We start from the raw sequence: 16304 nt of genomic DNA, 5'->3' as shown, positions 1-16304 counted from the left end.
AACGGTGCCCCATGACAGTTCAAGCGCCTCCACCCAGCGGATGATGCGGCGCGCACTAAAGACGCAAAAAAAACCGCTCAGCGCAAAGCATGAGCGGCATTCTCCCCCGCAGATTCGTTATCAGTGATGCGCCCCACCCAGCGCTGATCCAACGGTCCCCAGCGCCCCACCCACGGCACCCGTGACGGGCGCCAGCGGTGTGGTCGCCCCCGTCGATGTCACCGACGACCCAACGCTCGTCACCAGCGAGCCAATCGGCGCCGTTGCCCCTGTGGCCGAGCCAGAACCGCCCAAGGCACCGGTGACCGCCCCGAGCGGGTTGCTGCCGCCCGTGGCACCGCCCAACGCCCCTGTAATCGGGGCCAACGGGTTGCTGCCCGAGCCGCTGCCGCCAGACAGCGGCCCACCCAGCGCGGCGACCGTGTTGCCGGTGGCCGTCACCACACCGCCCAGGTTGGAGATCACCGGCGCGTTCGTCGCCGTGAGCGACGTACCGACGCCCGCCACGCCGCCGCCAACGGTCTGCAGCAGGTTGGTCCCCGGTGCGCCCAGGCCAGTGGTGTTACCCAGCGTTTGCGTGGCGGTGGTGACTTGCGAGGTGAGCGGCACCACGGCGGAACTGAGCTGCTGCGTCACCTGCTCCACCGGCCCCGTCGACAGCGCAGTGCCAAGCGTGCCGCCCGCATTAGCCACCGCCTGGCCGACCTGCTGAACTGCACCGCCCACCGGCGTAGTCACCGGGGACAGCGGCTGCAGCGGGCCGGTGCCCAGACTGTCGACCAGGCCGCCCGTGGCCGTCACTGTATTGCCTGCGGCGGTAACGACATTGCCCGTGCTCGACACCGTCGTGCCGATCGGGTTCGGGTTGGTGCCAATGCTGCCCAGGCCCGACTGCACACCCGTACCAAGCGTGGAGACGGTGTTCCCCAGGTTGTCGACCACGTTGCCCACCCCCGAGGCGCCCGGCAGATTGCTACCGCCGATCGTCGTGCCGAGGCTGCTGATGGCACCGCCGGTGGCCGTCACCACGCCGCCGCCTTTGTTGGCAACCTCACCGGTGGGGGTGGTGGACGCCGTGGTGGTCGTGCCGTTCGACCCGTTCGACCCCGAGCCGTTGTTGGCGGAACTGCCGTCGCCGCCGCTGGTACCGCTCATGTCGCCCGAGCCGGAGCTGGCGCAACCGCCCAGCACAAGTAGCCCGGCCAAAACGGCTGAAACCAAGGTCCTGCGTTGCCATGTCTTCATATCTGCCTCCCGCTCCAAATGCGCGTTTGATAATGTGCTGTTCCGCCCCGCTCGATGCTCTGTCGATGTGCCGGTCGATTAATCGGCCGCCCTGTTCAAATGCAGTCTATTAACTAAAACCGTGGCAATTGAAAACATTGTCAAACGCCGCCGGGCCTTTCTCTATGCGGACTTACGCGCACAGAGGCCTGACAGGGCCAAGCTGCGTCTATCCCCAAACGCTCGCAGATAGACGCACCAGCATGATTATGTTTGAAGAATTGGCTCTAAATTACTCAAAATGAGTTAGTGGCGACCACGGCGTTATCTGGCCGCAGCGCGCGCAAATGGCAGGCGCGGCAATCGCAAACCGGCTGGGCGCTGGGTGGCAGCCGCATCAAAATGATGGCGCTCGATGACGATGCCGCGCGCGGGCGCTGCCTCGATGAACTGCTCGACCATCTCGCGCACGTCGGGGTCGATGTAGTCCGCGCGGGCCCCATCGACGATGAGCGTGGCGCCGTCCGGCACCTGCGCCAGGTAGCGCTTGAGCGGCACCTTGCCCATGAACGACACGTCCTTGCGGAACGACAGCAGGAAGTGGTCATGATGGCGCGCCATGACGATGGTGCGGCGCAGGTTGGCGCGAATCGCCAGCGCAATGCTCAGCGCGATGCCGATCACGATGCCGATCAGCAGGTCCGTCAGCAGCACGCCCACGATGGTGGCGATGAACGGCGCAAAGCGATCCCACCCCTGCTTCGCCACTGACATGAACAGCGACGGCTTGGCCAGCTTGTAGCCGGTAAAGATCAGGATGGTGGCCAGACACGCCAGCGGAATGCGATTGACGATGGCCGTGAGCGCAAACACGCTCGCCAGCAGCAGCACGCCATGCACCACGGCCGACCAGCGGCTCTGCGCGCCGGCATGCACGTTGGCCGAACTGCGCACGATGACGGAGGTGATGGGCAACCCGCCCAGCGCGCCGGCGACCATGTTGCCGATGCCCTGCGCCTTGAGTTCGCGATCGGGCGACGCGGTGCGCTTCTTCGGGTCGATCTGCTCGACGGCTTCGAGGCAGAGCAGCGTCTCGAGGCTGGCCACAATGGCCAGCGCCATCGCCAGGCGCCAGACCTCCGGATTGCCGAGCGCAGCGAGTGCGGGCGATTCCAGTGCATCCAGCAATGCGCCGAACGATGCCAGCGACGGCAGTTCCACGCGGTGCTCAGCGGCCGGCGCCATGCCGGGTGCCACCGCGTCCAGCAGCAAAGTCACGCCAATACCGAGCGCCACCACCACCAGCGGCGAGGGCAGCGCGCGCACCACCGCAAAGCGCCGCAGCATCGGCGTATCCCAGCCGATGAGCACAGCGGCGGAGAGCGCCGTCACCAGCATCGCCGTCATCGAAAACGTGCCGAACGGCGTGGCGAGCATGCCAGGGGCGACCGCGCCAGTCCCAACCCCAGTCGCCATCCCCAAGGCCAGTGGCACCTGCTTGATGATCAGCAGCAGACCGATCGCCGCCAGCATGCCCTTGATGACCGACGACGGCACATATGCCGCAAAGCGTCCGGCACGCAGCACGCCGAACACAAACTGCAGCGCGCCGGCCAGCGCCACGGCCACCAGGAAGGCGGAGAACCCGCCCAGTTTGGCAATGCCATCCACCACGATCACGACCAGGCCTGCAGCGGGGCCGCTCACGCTCAGCTGCGAGCCGCTGAGCAGCGCCACCACCAGGCCGCCGATCATGCCGGAGAGCAGCCCCGCAAGCGGATCGACCCCCGATGCATTGGCAATGCCCAGGCACAGCGGCAGGGCGACAAAGAACACGATGACCCCGGCGAGCATGTCGCGCGGGAAGAAAGCCGGTGAGGTTGGTGTCTGCATGATGGTGTGTTGGTGTTGTAGGAACGGTGCACGCGCGAACGCCTGCCTACGGGCGAGCGAGCTGGAGACCCGCGCCGGCATGCGTGAGGAGAGAAAGCGTGTTGAAAGCGGTGGCCACGGAAGCCACCGCCGTGGCGTCAGGCGATGGCCTCGGCGGGCATCAGGATGTCGCCACGGGTAGCGTGCTCGGCATCGGGGTCGCCGGACGCCAGCACGCGGATGTGCCCATCAGCCAGACCGAAGATCCAGCCATGCACGCGCGGCGGCCGTTCCGCATCGCGCACGATGGGGTTCTCGCGCAGGCAGCGCACCTGCTCGAGCACGTTCAGCTCGGCCAGGCGGTTCACGCGGTCTTCCAGATCGGGCACGGCGTTGAGTTCTGCGCGATGGCGCCCGGCCAGTGCGCACAGCGGCGCAATGCGACGCGCCACGTGGGGCAACCCATCGGGCGGCGGCAGCAAGGAAGCGCGCACCCCGCCGCAGCTGTCATGCCCACACACGATGACGTGGGCGACCTTGAGCACGCGCACGGCATATTCGAGCACGCTCATGGTGTTGTCATCCGCCGGGCATACCAGATTGGCGATATTACGGTGGACAAATAAATCCCCCGGGCTGGAATGGGTAATGGTTTCGGCCGGCACGCGGCTATCTGCGCAACCAATCCATAACACCTGGGGTTGCTGGCCTTGTGCCAGCCGCGAAAAGAATTGGGGGTCACGCGCGGCGGTTTCGTGCGCCCACGCGACATTCTCGACAAGCATGCGTTTTGGTCGATGCATTGGGTGGCTCCTGCAAGATCAGCTGGGCCGCTGCAGGCCGCAAAGCCAGGTTGGGTCGGCTTCTGCGGCAACGTTGCAGTGCAGCGGAAAGGTTACGAAATGGATCGTATGAGAAAGGTTCCCGCCCCGCCAATCCACCCATGCAGTGGGTTTTTTCGCCATACGCACCAGAAATACGCATGGGCCTGCGTAAATCGGTCGCACGTATTTTCACGATCGCGAAAGTGCGTGCAGTTATTGCACGCCAGGTGTTATTCATCCGAAATATTTAAGCACTGAATCGGAAAATATTTCATTACCGCCGGGTAATCACCCTGCAGAATTGACCGCATTCATGCCCCGCATTGGGGCACATGTTTTAAGCCGATCAACAGCTTGCGCGCTCGCTCAGGCTTCAGCAGGCAATGGCAACGTCACGCGAAAGCACGTGCCGCTGCCCACCTCGCTGCGCGCTTCGATCTGGCCGCCATGCTTGCGCACGATGCCGTACGAGATCGACAGGCCAAGCCCCGTACCTGTGCCCACCGGCTTGGTGGTGAAGAACGGGTCGAAGATGCGGCTGAGGTGCTCGGGGCGGATGCCGCTGCCGGTGTCTTCCACTTCCACCCACACGTTGCGTGCGTCGTGACCCGTGCGCAGTGTGATGCGCCCCTGTTCCTTGATGGCCTGTCCGGCGTTGACGAGCAAATTCATGAACACCTGGCTCAACTGCGCGGGCATGCAATCGACCTCGGGAATACCGCCGTACTCCCGCACCAGCTCCACCTTGTACTTCAGCTCGTTCCAGACGATCTTGACGGTGGTCTCCAGGTACGTCTCCAAGTTGGCGCGCTGCACCTGCGCCTCGTCCACGTGCGAAAACTCCTTGAGGCCCTGCACGATGCTCTTCACGCGTTGCAGCCCATCCAGGGATTCCGCCAGCAGGGCCGGCATGTCTTCACGCACATAGTCGAGGTCGGCTGTCTGCTTGATCTGCGCCAGTGCGGCGCGCGTGGCGGGGGCCAGCTCTACCTCGTACTGCTCATAGGCCGACACCATCTCCAGCAGCCCGGCCACGTAGCGTTGCAGGCTACCCAGGTTGGCGTTCACGAACGAGACGGGGTTGTTGATCTCGTGCGCCACCCCCGCCGCCAACTGGCCGATCGATGCCATCTTTTCCGATTGCAGCAGTTGCCCCTGCGCCTGCGCCAGTTCGTGCAGCAATTGCTCCTGGCGCGCGCGCTCGGCTTGCAGCGCCTCGTGGGCCAGGGCGAGCTGCCATCGATCCTGCTGGAACTGTTCCACCGCACGGGCCATCTGGCCGATCTCGTCGTCGCCCGCCACGGGCACGGCGCCGGGTGCGCCGTCTGAATGGCCATGGCGCAAGCTGCGGCTCACCTGCAGCAAGCGCTGCAGCACGTGGCGACCCAGCAGCCCATACGCGGCCAGGCAGGCAAACGCCACACTGCCGGCGAGCAGCGCCGTCACCCAGTGCTCGTTACGCTCCGACACCGCAGCCAGCGCCTGCATGGATTGTTGAAACGCATGCGTGTGCCGTGCGGACAACTGCTGCGCAGCCGCCACCATGGCACCGGCCTGCAGGTAGAGCGCATCCACCGAACGCCGCCCGGCGGCAGTGCGCTCGGCCGCAGCCTGCATGGCAGACGCGCTGGTGGCCGTGCTGGCGGTTGCGTTCATGGCGCTTGCGTCGCCCGCAGCGACACGCTGCAACTCGCTTTCCCACCATTGCGCGACGATATTCACGGCGTTGCGAAACAACTGGCTCGACTGATGCAGGTCGAGCACGTCAATGTCGTCATCGGCCGCCGCCAGCCGTTCAGACAACTGCTCGAACGCCGCTAGGTTGGTCAGGATCTCTGCATAGTGACGGCGCAGCGCCTCCACGGACGCCGTCTTCTGCAACTGTGCCGATTCGCGCTCGATCAGCAGCGTGTGCTGCACCAGCTCCTGCGCCTGCCGCAATTGCGTGAGCTGCTCGTTGGCCAGCGCCCGCGTTGCGTTGGCGGCCGTGCGCAGCGCCACCACCGCCGTGATGCCACCCGCCGAAATCAGCAGCGCCAGCACGACCACCGCCAGCAGGAACTGCCGCCCCAACGATCGCGGCCACAGCCGGCGCAGCGGCGTGCGCACGCGTATGAGGTGGAGGCTGGCAGCCGGCCCGAACACTCAGCGCCCCCAGATCCGCCGATACACGGCGCGATAGCCGCTGTCCGGGTCGTATTGCCCCAGCGGCCCACCATCGAAGGCGATGTTCTTGGCGGTCACCAGGTGCACCGGCGACACATAGCCGCTCACGGGCTGATGCGCCAGCAGCCGGTTCAACTCGTCCACCAGTTGCCAGCCTTGCAGGTTCAGCGGCTCGGCCACGGTGCTGGTCTGGAATGCGCCCGCCTGGATGCGCAGGAACGCCGCCGCACTGCCATCCCCCGCCGACAGCATGCGGATGCCATCGGGCCGGCCGGCACGCGTGAGTTCGGCTGCGGCGTAATCGAAGTAGATGTCGTTGATGGCGAGCGCGTGCGTCCACACCCGGCCCTGCTGCTCCAGCAGCCGATGCATGACGCCCGGCATGGCCAGCGCGCTGCCCGAGATGGGCACGTCCTCCACAGCCAGCAAGCGGCAGCCGCCGCACGCGCGGATCACCTCGGCCATGGCCGCCGCCTTGGCCTGCGCAATCTGGAAGTTGGAGTCGGTAAAGATGACCACGTTGGCGTGGCCGCCGGATTCCACCACCGCCGCCATGGCCGTCAGCCGCGCCACGGCCAGCGGGTCGGTCGACACATTCACGGCGACAGGGCTGCCTGCAATGGGCCCCGCCGTGGCGGCCACATGCCAGCCCACCACGGGGATGCCGCGTTGCGCGAAGGGCGCCAGCGCGGGCTGCATGTCGCGCGCATCGCCGCCCACCAACACCACGCCACCCGGCTGCAGCGCCAGTGCCGATGCCACCGCCCGCCGACGGCCCTCGGGCGTGCCGCCCGCGTCATACACGCGCACCGTCCAGCCGATCACGCCAGCGGCCTCCTTGATGCCCTTGGCCACGCCCAGAATGCCGCCGTTGCGCAAGTCCTCGCTGACGATGGCGAGGGTGATACCGGTCTGCGCGCGCGGGCCGGCCTCGGGGCCATCCCAGCGCGCACCGTGCTCGCTGGCGCGCGCGACGATCTGCTGCATGTGGGCGCGGTCGGGCCCGGCTTCTGTCGCCATGACGACCTTTGCGCTCGTCATGGCAACGCACACCCCGACCATGCAGATCATGTAAGCCAGCGCATGCCGGCCACGTCCCCGTTCCATAACGCCTCCCCAAAGGCCGTGCTTCAAGCTGGTTTCGGCGCTTCTGCGGCGTCGGGTGTGTCGGGTGTCGCCGTAGCAGACGCTTCAGCCGGCTCCGGCGCTTGCGCGTAGACCAGGATGGCGAACGGCACGTCTTCGTGCGTCTCAAAGCGCCGGATCTGCAGCACCTGATGTGCACTGACCGTGCTGTCGCGCGTGATGAGCAGCACGCCGCGCCGCGTGAGCAAGTCATCGGCCAGGCGCATGCCCTCGCGCAGTTCGGCCGAGGACACCTGACGCACGGCCATCACCTCGCCCTGCTGCTTGAGCACAGCCACAAAGCGCACGATAACGTCGGGGTCGTAACGCAGGCCGGATTGCGCCTTGATCATCTCCATCGCCTGGTCAGGGCCTACGTGTTCCTTGATGATCTCGCCCGCCAGCAGCCCTTCAAAATCGCGCGCCACAGCGAGCACGCGCGCCCCGATGGGGATGCTGGTACCCGTGAGCCGGTCCGGCGTGCCGCGGCCGTTGAAGCGCTCGTACTGGTGCCGGATGATCTGCGCCACGTGTTCAAGCTGGCGCACGGGCGTCAGCACCATCTGCGCGCGCAGCGGGTGCTGATAGAACTGCTGCGCCTGCTCGGCCGTAAGCCGGTCGAGCGACGTGCTCAGCAGGGCATCCGGCAGCGACAACTTGCCGATGCCATGCAGCAAGCCGGCGTGAAAAATGTCCTGCACCTGCAGCCCCGTCAGCCCGCATTCCATGGCGATGCGCCGCGCCAGGTCCGCCACGCGCAGTGATTGGCGTGTCATGGCGCCGCAGCGCATTTCGATCATGCTGGCGCACACCTGGACCATGTTGGTGAAGTTGGTCTTCAGGTCGCGCTGCGCGCCTTCCAGAAACATCACGGTCTGGCGAATTTCCTCAGTGCGCGACAGCACTTGCGTCTCCAGCCCCGCATTCATGCGTTGCAGCGTTGCGTTCTGCTGCTGGGTCAGTTCAGTCAGGCGTTTCGCTTCGCGGGCCAGCATGCGTTGCTCGATTGCATGGCGCACGGTCAGCAGCAAGTCTTGGTCATCCCAGGGCTTGTTGAGGTAGCGATACACGCCGCCTTCGTTGATGGCCTTCACCGCGGAATCGATCTCGGAATAGCCCGTCAGCAGAATTCGCATGACGTCGGGATACTGCTCACGCGCCCGCGCCAGAAAATCCGCGCCGCTCATGCCGGGCATGCGCATGTCGGAGATGATCAGATCGACCGGATACACGCCCAGCATGTCGAGCGCGGCCGCGCCACCCTCGGCGGTGATCACGCGATAACCCGTGGGCCGCAGCAGGCGCCGCAGCGATGCCAGTACGCCCGGCTCGTCGTCCACCAGCAGGATCAGCGGCGTTGCGGCCGTAGGCGCCGCCTCGGCAGGTGCGCTGACGGGTTGCGGGGCGGCCGCGGAATCAGGGGCAGCGGTTTGCGTGGTGTCGTCTTCGGTGGCAAGCATGGCGCGGTTCCTCAAGGTTGGATGGCGGGCCCGTGGTGTGTTGTCAAAGCGCCTGTAGAAACTGCTCCAGCGCGCTCTTCATCTTGCGGATGGCGGCCTCGGGCAGCAGCATGACCAGCTTGGCGACAAAGCCGCCGCGCTCCAGCGTGAAGCGCACTTCCAGCAGCAGCGCTACATCCCAGCGCCCGAGCTGCGCATCGGACAACGCGTGCTGCAACGCCGCCGCCGGCACAAAGCTCGGCCGCGAGAACGACAGGTTGCGCCCAAGCTGCTCGAACACGCTGCGCACACACGCGCCCACCAGCAGGTTGGCAATGTCGGACAGGGCTTCGCTTTCGACGTTGTGGTTCACGTCGTCGTAGCCCATCAGTTCTTCCAATTCTTCGCGGCCATCCTTGCCGAACAGCACGATGGCTTCGCCCGAGATATCGGACTGGAATGCCTGGCGCACCGGCGATGGCGTATCGCCCGCACTATCTCCGGCCAGCAAATTGGCCCGCAACTGCGCCGCATCGACCAGCTTGATGCCCGGCACCGACAGCGTGACAAACGCCCCCAGCAGTTCGGCCAGCGCGGCACCCGCCTTGCCCATGCCGATGTTGGCGATTTCCTGCAGCGCGTCGCGCTGCTCTTCGTTCAAGCTGAGGTCATTCATAGAGCCCATACCCCCGCAGGATCGGCACAATGCGGTCAGCCGACACGGGCTTCGAAATGAAGCCGATGGCGCCCAGGTCCTTGACGCGCTCCACCGCACCCGATTGGATGTCGGCCGACACCACGATCACGAAGGCATCGTCACAGGCCTTGCGGATGTGTTCGAGCACCTGAAAGCCGTCCATGTCGGGCATGGTCAAGTCCAGGAAGACCACCGTGCCCTTGCCGGCGCGGAACAGCTCCAGCGCCTGCACGCCGTTGGAGGCCTGCGTCACTTCCACATCCCAGTCTTCGGGCAGGGCATTGATCAGTAGCTTGCGCGCCAACGATGAGTCGTCGGCAACGAGCACGGGTAGCGCCATGGTGTGTCCCCTCTTTGCGGCGTACAGCGTTAAAACTACGTTGCGGCCAGCGCGATGTCGGCTGGCTTCTGTGGTTCGGTCTCGGCAATTGCAGCCACTGCGGCAATCGCGCCAGATGCACCGGATGCAGGCGCTTGCCCGCACACCGGCAAGGTCACCCGAAACGTCGTGCCCTTGCCCACCGTGCTTGTTACGTCGATCCGCCCGCCATGCGCCTTGACGATGCCGTAGGTGAGCGACAGGCCCAGGCCCGTGCCCTTGCCGATGGGCTTGGTGGTGAAGAATGGATCGAAGATGCGCTTGAGGTTTTCCGGCGGGATGCCGCAACCGGCATCGGCCACCTCCAGCCAGATCGCGGCGGCCTCTGCCGTGTCGTGCGGATGGCAGCCGGTGCGCACGGTGATGGTGCCGCGTCCGGCGCATTCGCCATCGCCTTCCCCTTTGCCTCCGCCCTTGCAGGCATACGCCTGCGCCGCATTGACGACCAGGTTCAGCACCACTTGGTTGATCTGCGATGGAATGCAGCTCACCGGCGGCAGCGTGCTGTATTCGCGCACCAGGTCGGCTTGGTATTTGATCTCGTTGTGGACGATGTTCAGGGTGGATTCGATGCAGCGGTGGATGTCCACCTGTTCCCACTGGTGCGTGGTGTCCACGCGCGAGAAGTCGCGCAGGTCCACCACGATGTCACGCACACGGGCCAGGCCCTCGCGTGATTCGGTCACCAACGCGGGCGCGTCTTCGGCCAGGTAGTCGATATCCGCCACCTGCGCGAGCGCCGCAAGCTGCGGGTCCAGTGACGGCGCTGACTGCGTAATCAGCTGCTCCATGCCGCGCGCGTAGTCGAGCAGCGTGCCCATGTAGCGCTGCAGGCTGTTCAGGTTCGACAGCACGAACCCCACCGGGTTATTGATCTCGTGCGCAATACCAGCGGCCAGCTGGCCGATGGCAGCCAGTTTTTCCGACTGCAGCAACTGCTGGTGCGCCTGGGCGAGTTGTTCATTCAGTGCAGACAGTTGCGCATTGCGCACCGTGAGTTCCTGCAACGCGTCGGTAACGGTCTTTTCGCGCTTTTGCAGCTCACCATAGGCTAGGCAAACATCGGTGGCGTCGATCAGCGTAATACCTACGGCAATCACCACGCCAGGGGCATCTTCGATGGGAATGAAGCTGCAGTTCTGCTGCATCCATTCAATCGTGTCGGTAATCGGCCGCGTATGCCGAAAACGAAACAGATACGGCCGATGCTCCCACGTCGTATAGGCCGACACGCCCAGCACAAATACGCTCTCGATTTTCTTGCGCAGCCATTTTTCCGGCAGCTCCGGAAACAGCGCAAACATGTCGTGCCCGATCACCTCGTCGCTGGCGCGGCCGCTGTGGTACTGCATAAAGCGGTTCCACGAGAGGATGCGCATCTCGCGGTCCACCGAAAACACGCCGCAACTCACCAGTTGCGCAATGGCTTCGGATAATTGGGATTGGGTAATGTCTGCCATGCTGGGCTGCAATGGGGCAAATACGGAGTTTGCTTAGGACCACGTTGCATCCGTGGCGCCTACCCATGCATATCGACCCAATTTTGCCCAGGCAGATAAGTAGAAACCCCGATTATTCGAAAACGGATATCTCTGAAAGTGCGGCCGGCGGTACTTAATCCCACCGGATTATCAGGAAAATGCTGCGTCGCGCACTACCGAAAAGAAACTCAGCCGCGCAACGGCACCTGTGCGAGCGCCTTGCGCCATTGCGCAAAACGCTGGGCGCGCGCTTGTGCGTCGCCGCCCTCGGCACCCTCGCGGCCATAGCGCAGCGCGATGTAGCCGGCTGCAGCTTCACGCAGTGCCTGCGCCGCATGGGGGAATTGCGCCGCCGCCCGTTCGGCATAGGCCATGGGCCCCTCGGTAGGACTGCGCGGGCAACCGTGCCGCGCCAGTCGATCGCACAGGCGTTGCCACTGCGCCTGCACCGGGTCGGGTTTCGGCTTGCGCTGTTGCCACAACAACGGCAGCGCGGCTAGGAGGAAGATGGCCGACACGCCCCACAGCACCGCTCGTGGGTCGGCGGCATCCAGCCCCAGCCAAGCGAACAGCTGCGCCTGCCGGTTGCGGTCGTAGCCGAGCACCCAACGGTTCCAACCGCTGACGAGGCCATCGAGCCCCCAGCGCACGCTGCGCAGCCAAGTGGGTTCTTCCACGCGGCGCGAGCGGAATTCGCTGGCCGGCACAGCAGCCGCCAGACCACGTTCCACACGCTGCGGCGCCACGGCGGCGGTCGGGTCCACACGCACCCAGCCGCGCCCATCGAGCCATACCTCGGCCCACGCATGCGCATCGGACTGGCGCACGATGATGTCGCCGCTCACCGCGTTCACCTCGCCACCGAGATAGCCCACCACCACGCGTGCCGGCACGCCCGCCGCACGCATCAGAAAGACGAAGCTGCCCGCGTAGTGCTCGCAGAAGCCGCGGCGCGTGCGGAAAAGAAAATCATCGATCTGCTGAGGCTGCAGCGGTTCGGGCTCCAGCGTGTACGCAAAGGGCGCGCTGCCGAACAGCTTGAGTGCAGAAGCCACACGCTCGGCCGGCGGCAATCCCGCCCACTGCGCGGCCAGGGCGTGCGTCTGGGGATTGCCCGGTGGCAGTGCCAAGGCCATCTGCTGCGTGAATGGGTCAAGCGGGTCAAGCGGTTGCGCATCGTCGGCACGGCCGCGCACGGGCACACGCGAACGCGCGTGATAACGCACCCGCTGGTCGAACGGTTGCGTGCTGACGAACTCGCCGTCGACACTGCGGCCAACACCATCGCGCGCCTCCACCAACAGGCCGCGATCCAGCGCAAACAGCCAGCGCTGGTGGGTCGGCTCCAGCGTGATGTTGTAGTCGACCGTGCCCGAAGCACCGCGCTTTGCATCCGCAGAATTGGGTACGCTTTCGGTCGTGCGGCGCTGCCGGGTTGCGGCTGCCGTCCATGTCTGGCCGTCAAAACGCCACAGCACCATGCCGCGCCAGTAGAGCGTATCGAGCGGCGGCGGCATGCCGGCAAAGTCGGCGCGGAAGGCAAGGTCATCGGACAGAATCAGCTGACCGATCGAACCGGGCGACATGCGGTCGGAGATGCCGCTGGTGGCGGTCTCAGCCGATTGCGGCAAGCGCCACAGCGGATGGTCCAGCCGGGGAAAGAGCAGAAACAGCACCGCCGCACATGGCAAGCCCATCAGCACAAGGCGTGCAAGCACCCGCACCGGCGACACCCGCTTGAGCGCTTGCGGATGCAGCAGCACGAGCCAGTTGCGCAGCAGCAGCGCGCTGGATGCCAGCAGGGTGGCGGCCAGCCACGGCGGCTGATCAAACAGCACCTGCGAGAGCAGCAGGAAAAAGCACAACTGCGTGACGAGAATGCCGGCGCGCACCGTGTGCGACTCCATCAGCTTGAGCACGAGAAACGCCCCCAGCAGTGCCACCGACAAATCGCGCCCGATATTGCCGCCCGTGCGCATGGCCAGCGCCAGCGTGACCACCAGCGTCGCCACGCCCGCCAAACCCAGCACCCACTTGCCCGGCAACGGCGCGCGCCGCACCCACAGCAGCGCGCGCCACAGCAGCAGCACGCCAAACACGGCACATGTCACCAGCGGCAATGCACGCAGCAGCGGCAGCAGCACAACGGCAAGTTGCGCGATCAGCCAGCCGTGTTCGCGCTGCGTAAGCGCGCGGGCCGAGCCGAAGACGGCGGTTTCCGAAGCCGTACTCATGCGGACAGTTCCTCGGGCATGGCGGGCTTCCCCCACAGGGCCAACGCACGCAGGCACGCATCACGATGCGCCACGCCACGTGCGGGGCCGATGGATACGCCCGGCAGGCTCAACGTGTATTCGGGCTCATCACCGGCGGGGGCGTTTTCTGCGGCCAGCACCCACGCGCATAGCCGTGACAGGCGTTGCTCCGCGTTCATCGACGGCGGTAGCGCTTCCCAGGCGAGCACGCACTGCGCGTGACGCACCTGCTGGCCGGTGCGGCTCATCCACGTATCCAGCCGGGCGCTGTGCTTCCACGCGATGCTGCGCAAGGCGTCGCCAGGGCGGTAGGTGCGGAGTTGATCTGTAGCTTCTTCGACGTGGGTGCGGGCCGCGCGTGTGTCGTCTTCATCGCCGGGGTCGGGCGCAAAACTGGCGGGCAGCGGCGGCGCAGACGGTTCCGGTGCGGGATAGATCAGCAACGTAAGCGGTGCATCCGCATAGCTCCACGCGCGGAACAGACCCAGCGGAAACCGCGTCGATACCGTCAGGCGCGGCAGCTTGAACCAGCCACGTGGCTGATCGGCAAAGGACAACGCAGCGACGATGGCGTCCTGCGGGTCGAGCGACGTTTCCACTGCCGCCGCATCGCGCGCGCTGACATCCACGCCCACGCGCGCCCACGGCGTGACATTGGCCAGCGCCACGCTCACATTCAGCGCGTGCCCGGCAAAGACGGCATCGCCCGCCGCACCACGCACTTCCAGGTCGACTAGGTTGCGATGCGTCTGCCACATGGCGGACGCCGCCACGCCGGCCAGCACGAAGGTCAGCAGAAAACCCAGGCTCACGTTGTAGTTGAGCGAGGTCAGCAGCATCACCATCAGCAGCAGCGCAAAACCCGCGCCGGCCGCGGTGGGGAGGATGTAGATGTGATTGCGGTCCAGGCGGATGCGGCCTTCGCGCGGCGCGCGTGGCCGCTGCAGAAAGCGCTGCACGCGCGCCCGTGCGAAGCGGATGCCGGGCAGCATCGCCAGCACCGCGCCGAGTGCACGAAGCGGAGCGACCAGCAGTGAGGTGAAACGCGCCATGGCGCCGTACGCTCGCGGCGCTTAAGGAATGGCGACCGTATCGAGCAGCCGCTGCGCCAGCGCCGTGGCCGACAGCGTGCCCCCGGTCGGCAGCAGCCGGTGCGCGGCCACGGCCTTGAACACGGCTTGCACGTCTTCGGGCAGCACGGCATCGCGGCCATCAATCAGCGCCCAGGCGCGTGCCGCCGCCAGCAGCGCCAAGCCGGCGCGCGGCGACAGACCCATCTGCACCTGTGCATCGGTGCGCGTGGCATTCACCAGCGCGAGCACGTAGTCGACCAGCGCCGGCGCCACGTGCACAGCATCGGCAGCCGTCTGCAGCGCGACGACCTGCACGGCAGTCAGCACGGCATCAATGTCTTGCGGTGCACCGCCGCCCAGATACAACGCACGCTCCGAGCTTTGATCGGGATAGCCGAGCGACAACCGCATCGTGAAGCGATCCAGTTGCGATTCCGGCAGCGGATGCGTACCGATCTGGTTCAGCGGGTTCTGCGTAGCAATCACGAAAAACGGCTCGGGCAGCGGATAGGTCGCACCATCGTGCGTGACCTGCCCTTCAGCCATCGCCTCGAGCAGCGCGCTCTGCGCCTTGGGCGTGGCGCGGTTGATCTCGTCGGCCAGCACCACCTGCGCGAACAGCGGGCCGGGGTGGAATTCGAACGCGCCCTTCTCTTTCACGTAGATCGACACGCCAATCAAGTCCGTCGGCAGCAAGTCGCTCGTGAACTGCACGCGCTGATATTGCAGCCCGAGCGTGCGGGCCAGCGCATGCGCCAGCGTGGTCTTGCCCACGCCTGGCAGGTCTTCCAGCAGCAGATGCCCGCGCGCGAGCAGGCACGCCAGCGCCAAACGGATCTGCAACGGCTTGCCGAGCACGATGCGATCGAGTGCACGTTGCGCCTGCGACAGCGCCGCCGGCAACGACAGTGGCTGCACCGGCGCAGTTTGCGGCGTGCGGATGGGGGACAGCGGGGCTTGGTTGGGCGTCATTGAGGTGCAGCCGAAGCAACAATGCCAGCGAGTGTAGCGGCATCGCCCAGCGCTCGCGCGCCCATGTTTTTTAGCGTGAACGCGCTACAACATCAGCCCGGTTTGCGCGCGGGGATAGCCGCATCGAGCAACACGCGTGCCGTGCGCGGCAGGCTCTTGATCAGGCGCGGCGCATCGGTGCCGAAGGTCTGGCCAGCGGTATAGGCGCCTTCGATCAGGAAAGCCAGATCGTCGGCCAGCGCGTCGGGGTCGGTGGCGCCGGCGGCTTCGGCGCGGTCACGTAGTCGGGTGAGCAGCAGCGCCTTGTTGCGCTGGACGAACTGCCGCGCCGCATGCGTCAGGTCCGGAAACTCCGCCGCCACATTCACGAACGGGCAGCCCCGATAGCCTGGGCGCGATGCGCGTTCCGACACATCGATGAAGAACTGCAGCAGCTGCGCGCGCGCATCATCCGGGTGCTTCGCCATGCTGCCGTTGAAGTAGCCCCAGAAGCTCTCGTCGCTGCGCTCCAGATAGGCGAGGACGAGGTCGTCCTTCGACTTGAACTGGCGGTAGAGGCTCATCTTGTTGACGCCGGCCTTCTCTACCACGGCCTCGACGCCCACGGCCCGCACGCCTTCGTAGTAAAACAGTTGACGGGCCGCTTCGAGCAGGCTGGCGTGGGCGTCCTCCCCACTGATGCGGCGCGGGGTCGGCTTGGGTTGGTCAACGGTGGAAAGCGCGCGGGGTCCGCGGCGGGTGGCGGTGGCCATGGTGGTGCTCCTCCTGGCGCGGCGGAAGGCAAACCCCCAGCCACA

The 16304-nt window shown here is 65.9% G+C and carries 13 protein-coding genes; all 13 read right to left on the bottom strand.

Annotated elements, in window-relative coordinates:
• Nucleotides 1-120: 120 nt before the first annotated feature.
• The 13 genes from ACN9M1_RS25030 to ACN9M1_RS24970 all read right to left on the bottom strand — a co-directional run bounded on the left by ACN9M1_RS25030 (nucleotide 121) and on the right by ACN9M1_RS24970 (nucleotide 16259).
• A complete protein-coding gene (locus tag ACN9M1_RS25030) occupies nucleotides 121-1245 on the bottom strand; it encodes a collagen-like triple helix repeat-containing protein (RefSeq protein WP_426399554.1) in 1125 nt (374 codons plus the stop codon).
• A gap of 303 nt (nucleotides 1246-1548) precedes the next feature.
• On the bottom strand, nucleotides 1549-3117 hold the full coding sequence (locus ACN9M1_RS25025; protein ID WP_426399553.1) for a SulP family inorganic anion transporter: 1569 nt from the start codon (nucleotides 3115-3117) through the stop codon (nucleotides 1549-1551).
• Between the two features lie 137 nt (nucleotides 3118-3254).
• Nucleotides 3255-3899 (bottom strand): carbonic anhydrase, encoded by a 645-nt coding sequence (locus tag ACN9M1_RS25020; RefSeq protein ID WP_426399552.1) that lies wholly within the window; start codon nucleotides 3897-3899, stop codon nucleotides 3255-3257.
• Between the two features lie 387 nt (nucleotides 3900-4286).
• On the bottom strand, nucleotides 4287-6029 hold the full coding sequence (locus ACN9M1_RS25015) for an ATP-binding protein (protein ID WP_426399551.1): 1743 nt from the start codon (nucleotides 6027-6029) through the stop codon (nucleotides 4287-4289).
• Nucleotides 6030-6065: 36 nt separating this feature from the next.
• Nucleotides 6066-7193 carry a substrate-binding domain-containing protein gene (locus ACN9M1_RS25010; RefSeq protein WP_426399550.1) on the bottom strand — a complete coding sequence of 376 codons (1128 nt, stop codon included), beginning with the start codon at nucleotides 7191-7193 and terminating at the stop codon, nucleotides 6066-6068.
• 23 nt (nucleotides 7194-7216) lie between these two features.
• The gene (locus ACN9M1_RS25005) at nucleotides 7217-8671 is read right to left on the bottom strand and encodes an HD domain-containing phosphohydrolase (protein ID WP_426399549.1); all 1455 of its coding nucleotides are present in this window, start codon (nucleotides 8669-8671) and stop codon (nucleotides 7217-7219) included.
• A gap of 43 nt (nucleotides 8672-8714) precedes the next feature.
• Nucleotides 8715-9326, bottom strand: coding sequence for a chemotaxis protein CheC (locus ACN9M1_RS25000; RefSeq protein ID WP_426399548.1), 612 nt, complete (start codon nucleotides 9324-9326; stop codon nucleotides 8715-8717).
• Nucleotides 9319-9687 (bottom strand): response regulator, encoded by a 369-nt coding sequence (locus tag ACN9M1_RS24995; protein WP_426399547.1) that lies wholly within the window; start codon nucleotides 9685-9687, stop codon nucleotides 9319-9321. Before ACN9M1_RS24995 ends, ACN9M1_RS25000 begins: the two co-directional genes overlap by 8 nt.
• A gap of 35 nt (nucleotides 9688-9722) precedes the next feature.
• Complete coding sequence (locus ACN9M1_RS24990; protein ID WP_426399546.1) at nucleotides 9723-11186, bottom strand: ATP-binding protein; 1464 nt, start codon at nucleotides 11184-11186, stop codon at nucleotides 9723-9725.
• Between the two features lie 209 nt (nucleotides 11187-11395).
• Nucleotides 11396-13441, bottom strand: coding sequence for a transglutaminase TgpA family protein (locus ACN9M1_RS24985; RefSeq protein ID WP_426399545.1), 2046 nt, complete (start codon nucleotides 13439-13441; stop codon nucleotides 11396-11398).
• Nucleotides 13438-14514 carry a DUF58 domain-containing protein gene (locus ACN9M1_RS24980; RefSeq protein ID WP_426399544.1) on the bottom strand — a complete coding sequence of 359 codons (1077 nt, stop codon included), beginning with the start codon at nucleotides 14512-14514 and terminating at the stop codon, nucleotides 13438-13440. The genes ACN9M1_RS24985 and ACN9M1_RS24980 overlap by 4 nt, the downstream gene beginning before the upstream one ends.
• Nucleotides 14515-14535: 21 nt before the next feature.
• On the bottom strand, nucleotides 14536-15507 hold the full coding sequence (locus ACN9M1_RS24975) for an AAA family ATPase (RefSeq protein ID WP_426399543.1): 972 nt from the start codon (nucleotides 15505-15507) through the stop codon (nucleotides 14536-14538).
• A gap of 92 nt (nucleotides 15508-15599) precedes the next feature.
• On the bottom strand, nucleotides 15600-16259 hold the full coding sequence (locus ACN9M1_RS24970; protein WP_426399542.1) for a TetR/AcrR family transcriptional regulator: 660 nt from the start codon (nucleotides 16257-16259) through the stop codon (nucleotides 15600-15602).
• Nucleotides 16260-16304 lie beyond the last annotated feature (45 nt).

It is taken from the genome of Ralstonia sp. R-29, assembly GCF_049913345.1.
GTDB lineage: Bacteria > Pseudomonadota > Gammaproteobacteria > Burkholderiales > Burkholderiaceae > Ralstonia.
This window is presented reverse-complemented; position numbering and strand designations above follow the sequence as displayed.

What these genes read in the sequence shown, in the direction of transcription:
- ACN9M1_RS25005 (WP_426399549.1), bottom strand. Translation starts at nt 8,671, where the DNA reads ATGCTTGCCACCGAAGACGACACCACGCAAACCGCTGCCCCTGATTCC.
- ACN9M1_RS24990 (WP_426399546.1), bottom strand. Translation starts at nt 11,186, where the DNA reads ATGGCAGACATTACCCAATCCCAATTATCCGAAGCCATTGCGCAACTG.
- ACN9M1_RS24995 (WP_426399547.1), bottom strand. Translation starts at nt 9,687, where the DNA reads ATGGCGCTACCCGTGCTCGTTGCCGACGACTCATCGTTGGCGCGCAAG.
- ACN9M1_RS24975 (WP_426399543.1), bottom strand. Translation starts at nt 15,507, where the DNA reads ATGACGCCCAACCAAGCCCCGCTGTCCCCCATCCGCACGCCGCAAACT.
- ACN9M1_RS25000 (WP_426399548.1), bottom strand. Translation starts at nt 9,326, where the DNA reads ATGAATGACCTCAGCTTGAACGAAGAGCAGCGCGACGCGCTGCAGGAA.
- ACN9M1_RS25025 (WP_426399553.1), bottom strand. Translation starts at nt 3,117, where the DNA reads ATGCAGACACCAACCTCACCGGCTTTCTTCCCGCGCGACATGCTCGCC.
- ACN9M1_RS25030 (WP_426399554.1), bottom strand. Translation starts at nt 1,245, where the DNA reads ATGAAGACATGGCAACGCAGGACCTTGGTTTCAGCCGTTTTGGCCGGG.
- ACN9M1_RS24980 (WP_426399544.1), bottom strand. Translation starts at nt 14,514, where the DNA reads ATGGCGCGTTTCACCTCACTGCTGGTCGCTCCGCTTCGTGCACTCGGC.
- ACN9M1_RS25010 (WP_426399550.1), bottom strand. Translation starts at nt 7,193, where the DNA reads ATGGAACGGGGACGTGGCCGGCATGCGCTGGCTTACATGATCTGCATG.
- ACN9M1_RS24970 (WP_426399542.1), bottom strand. Translation starts at nt 16,259, where the DNA reads ATGGCCACCGCCACCCGCCGCGGACCCCGCGCGCTTTCCACCGTTGAC.
- ACN9M1_RS24985 (WP_426399545.1), bottom strand. Translation starts at nt 13,441, where the DNA reads ATGAGTACGGCTTCGGAAACCGCCGTCTTCGGCTCGGCCCGCGCGCTT.
- ACN9M1_RS25020 (WP_426399552.1), bottom strand. Translation starts at nt 3,899, where the DNA reads ATGCATCGACCAAAACGCATGCTTGTCGAGAATGTCGCGTGGGCGCAC.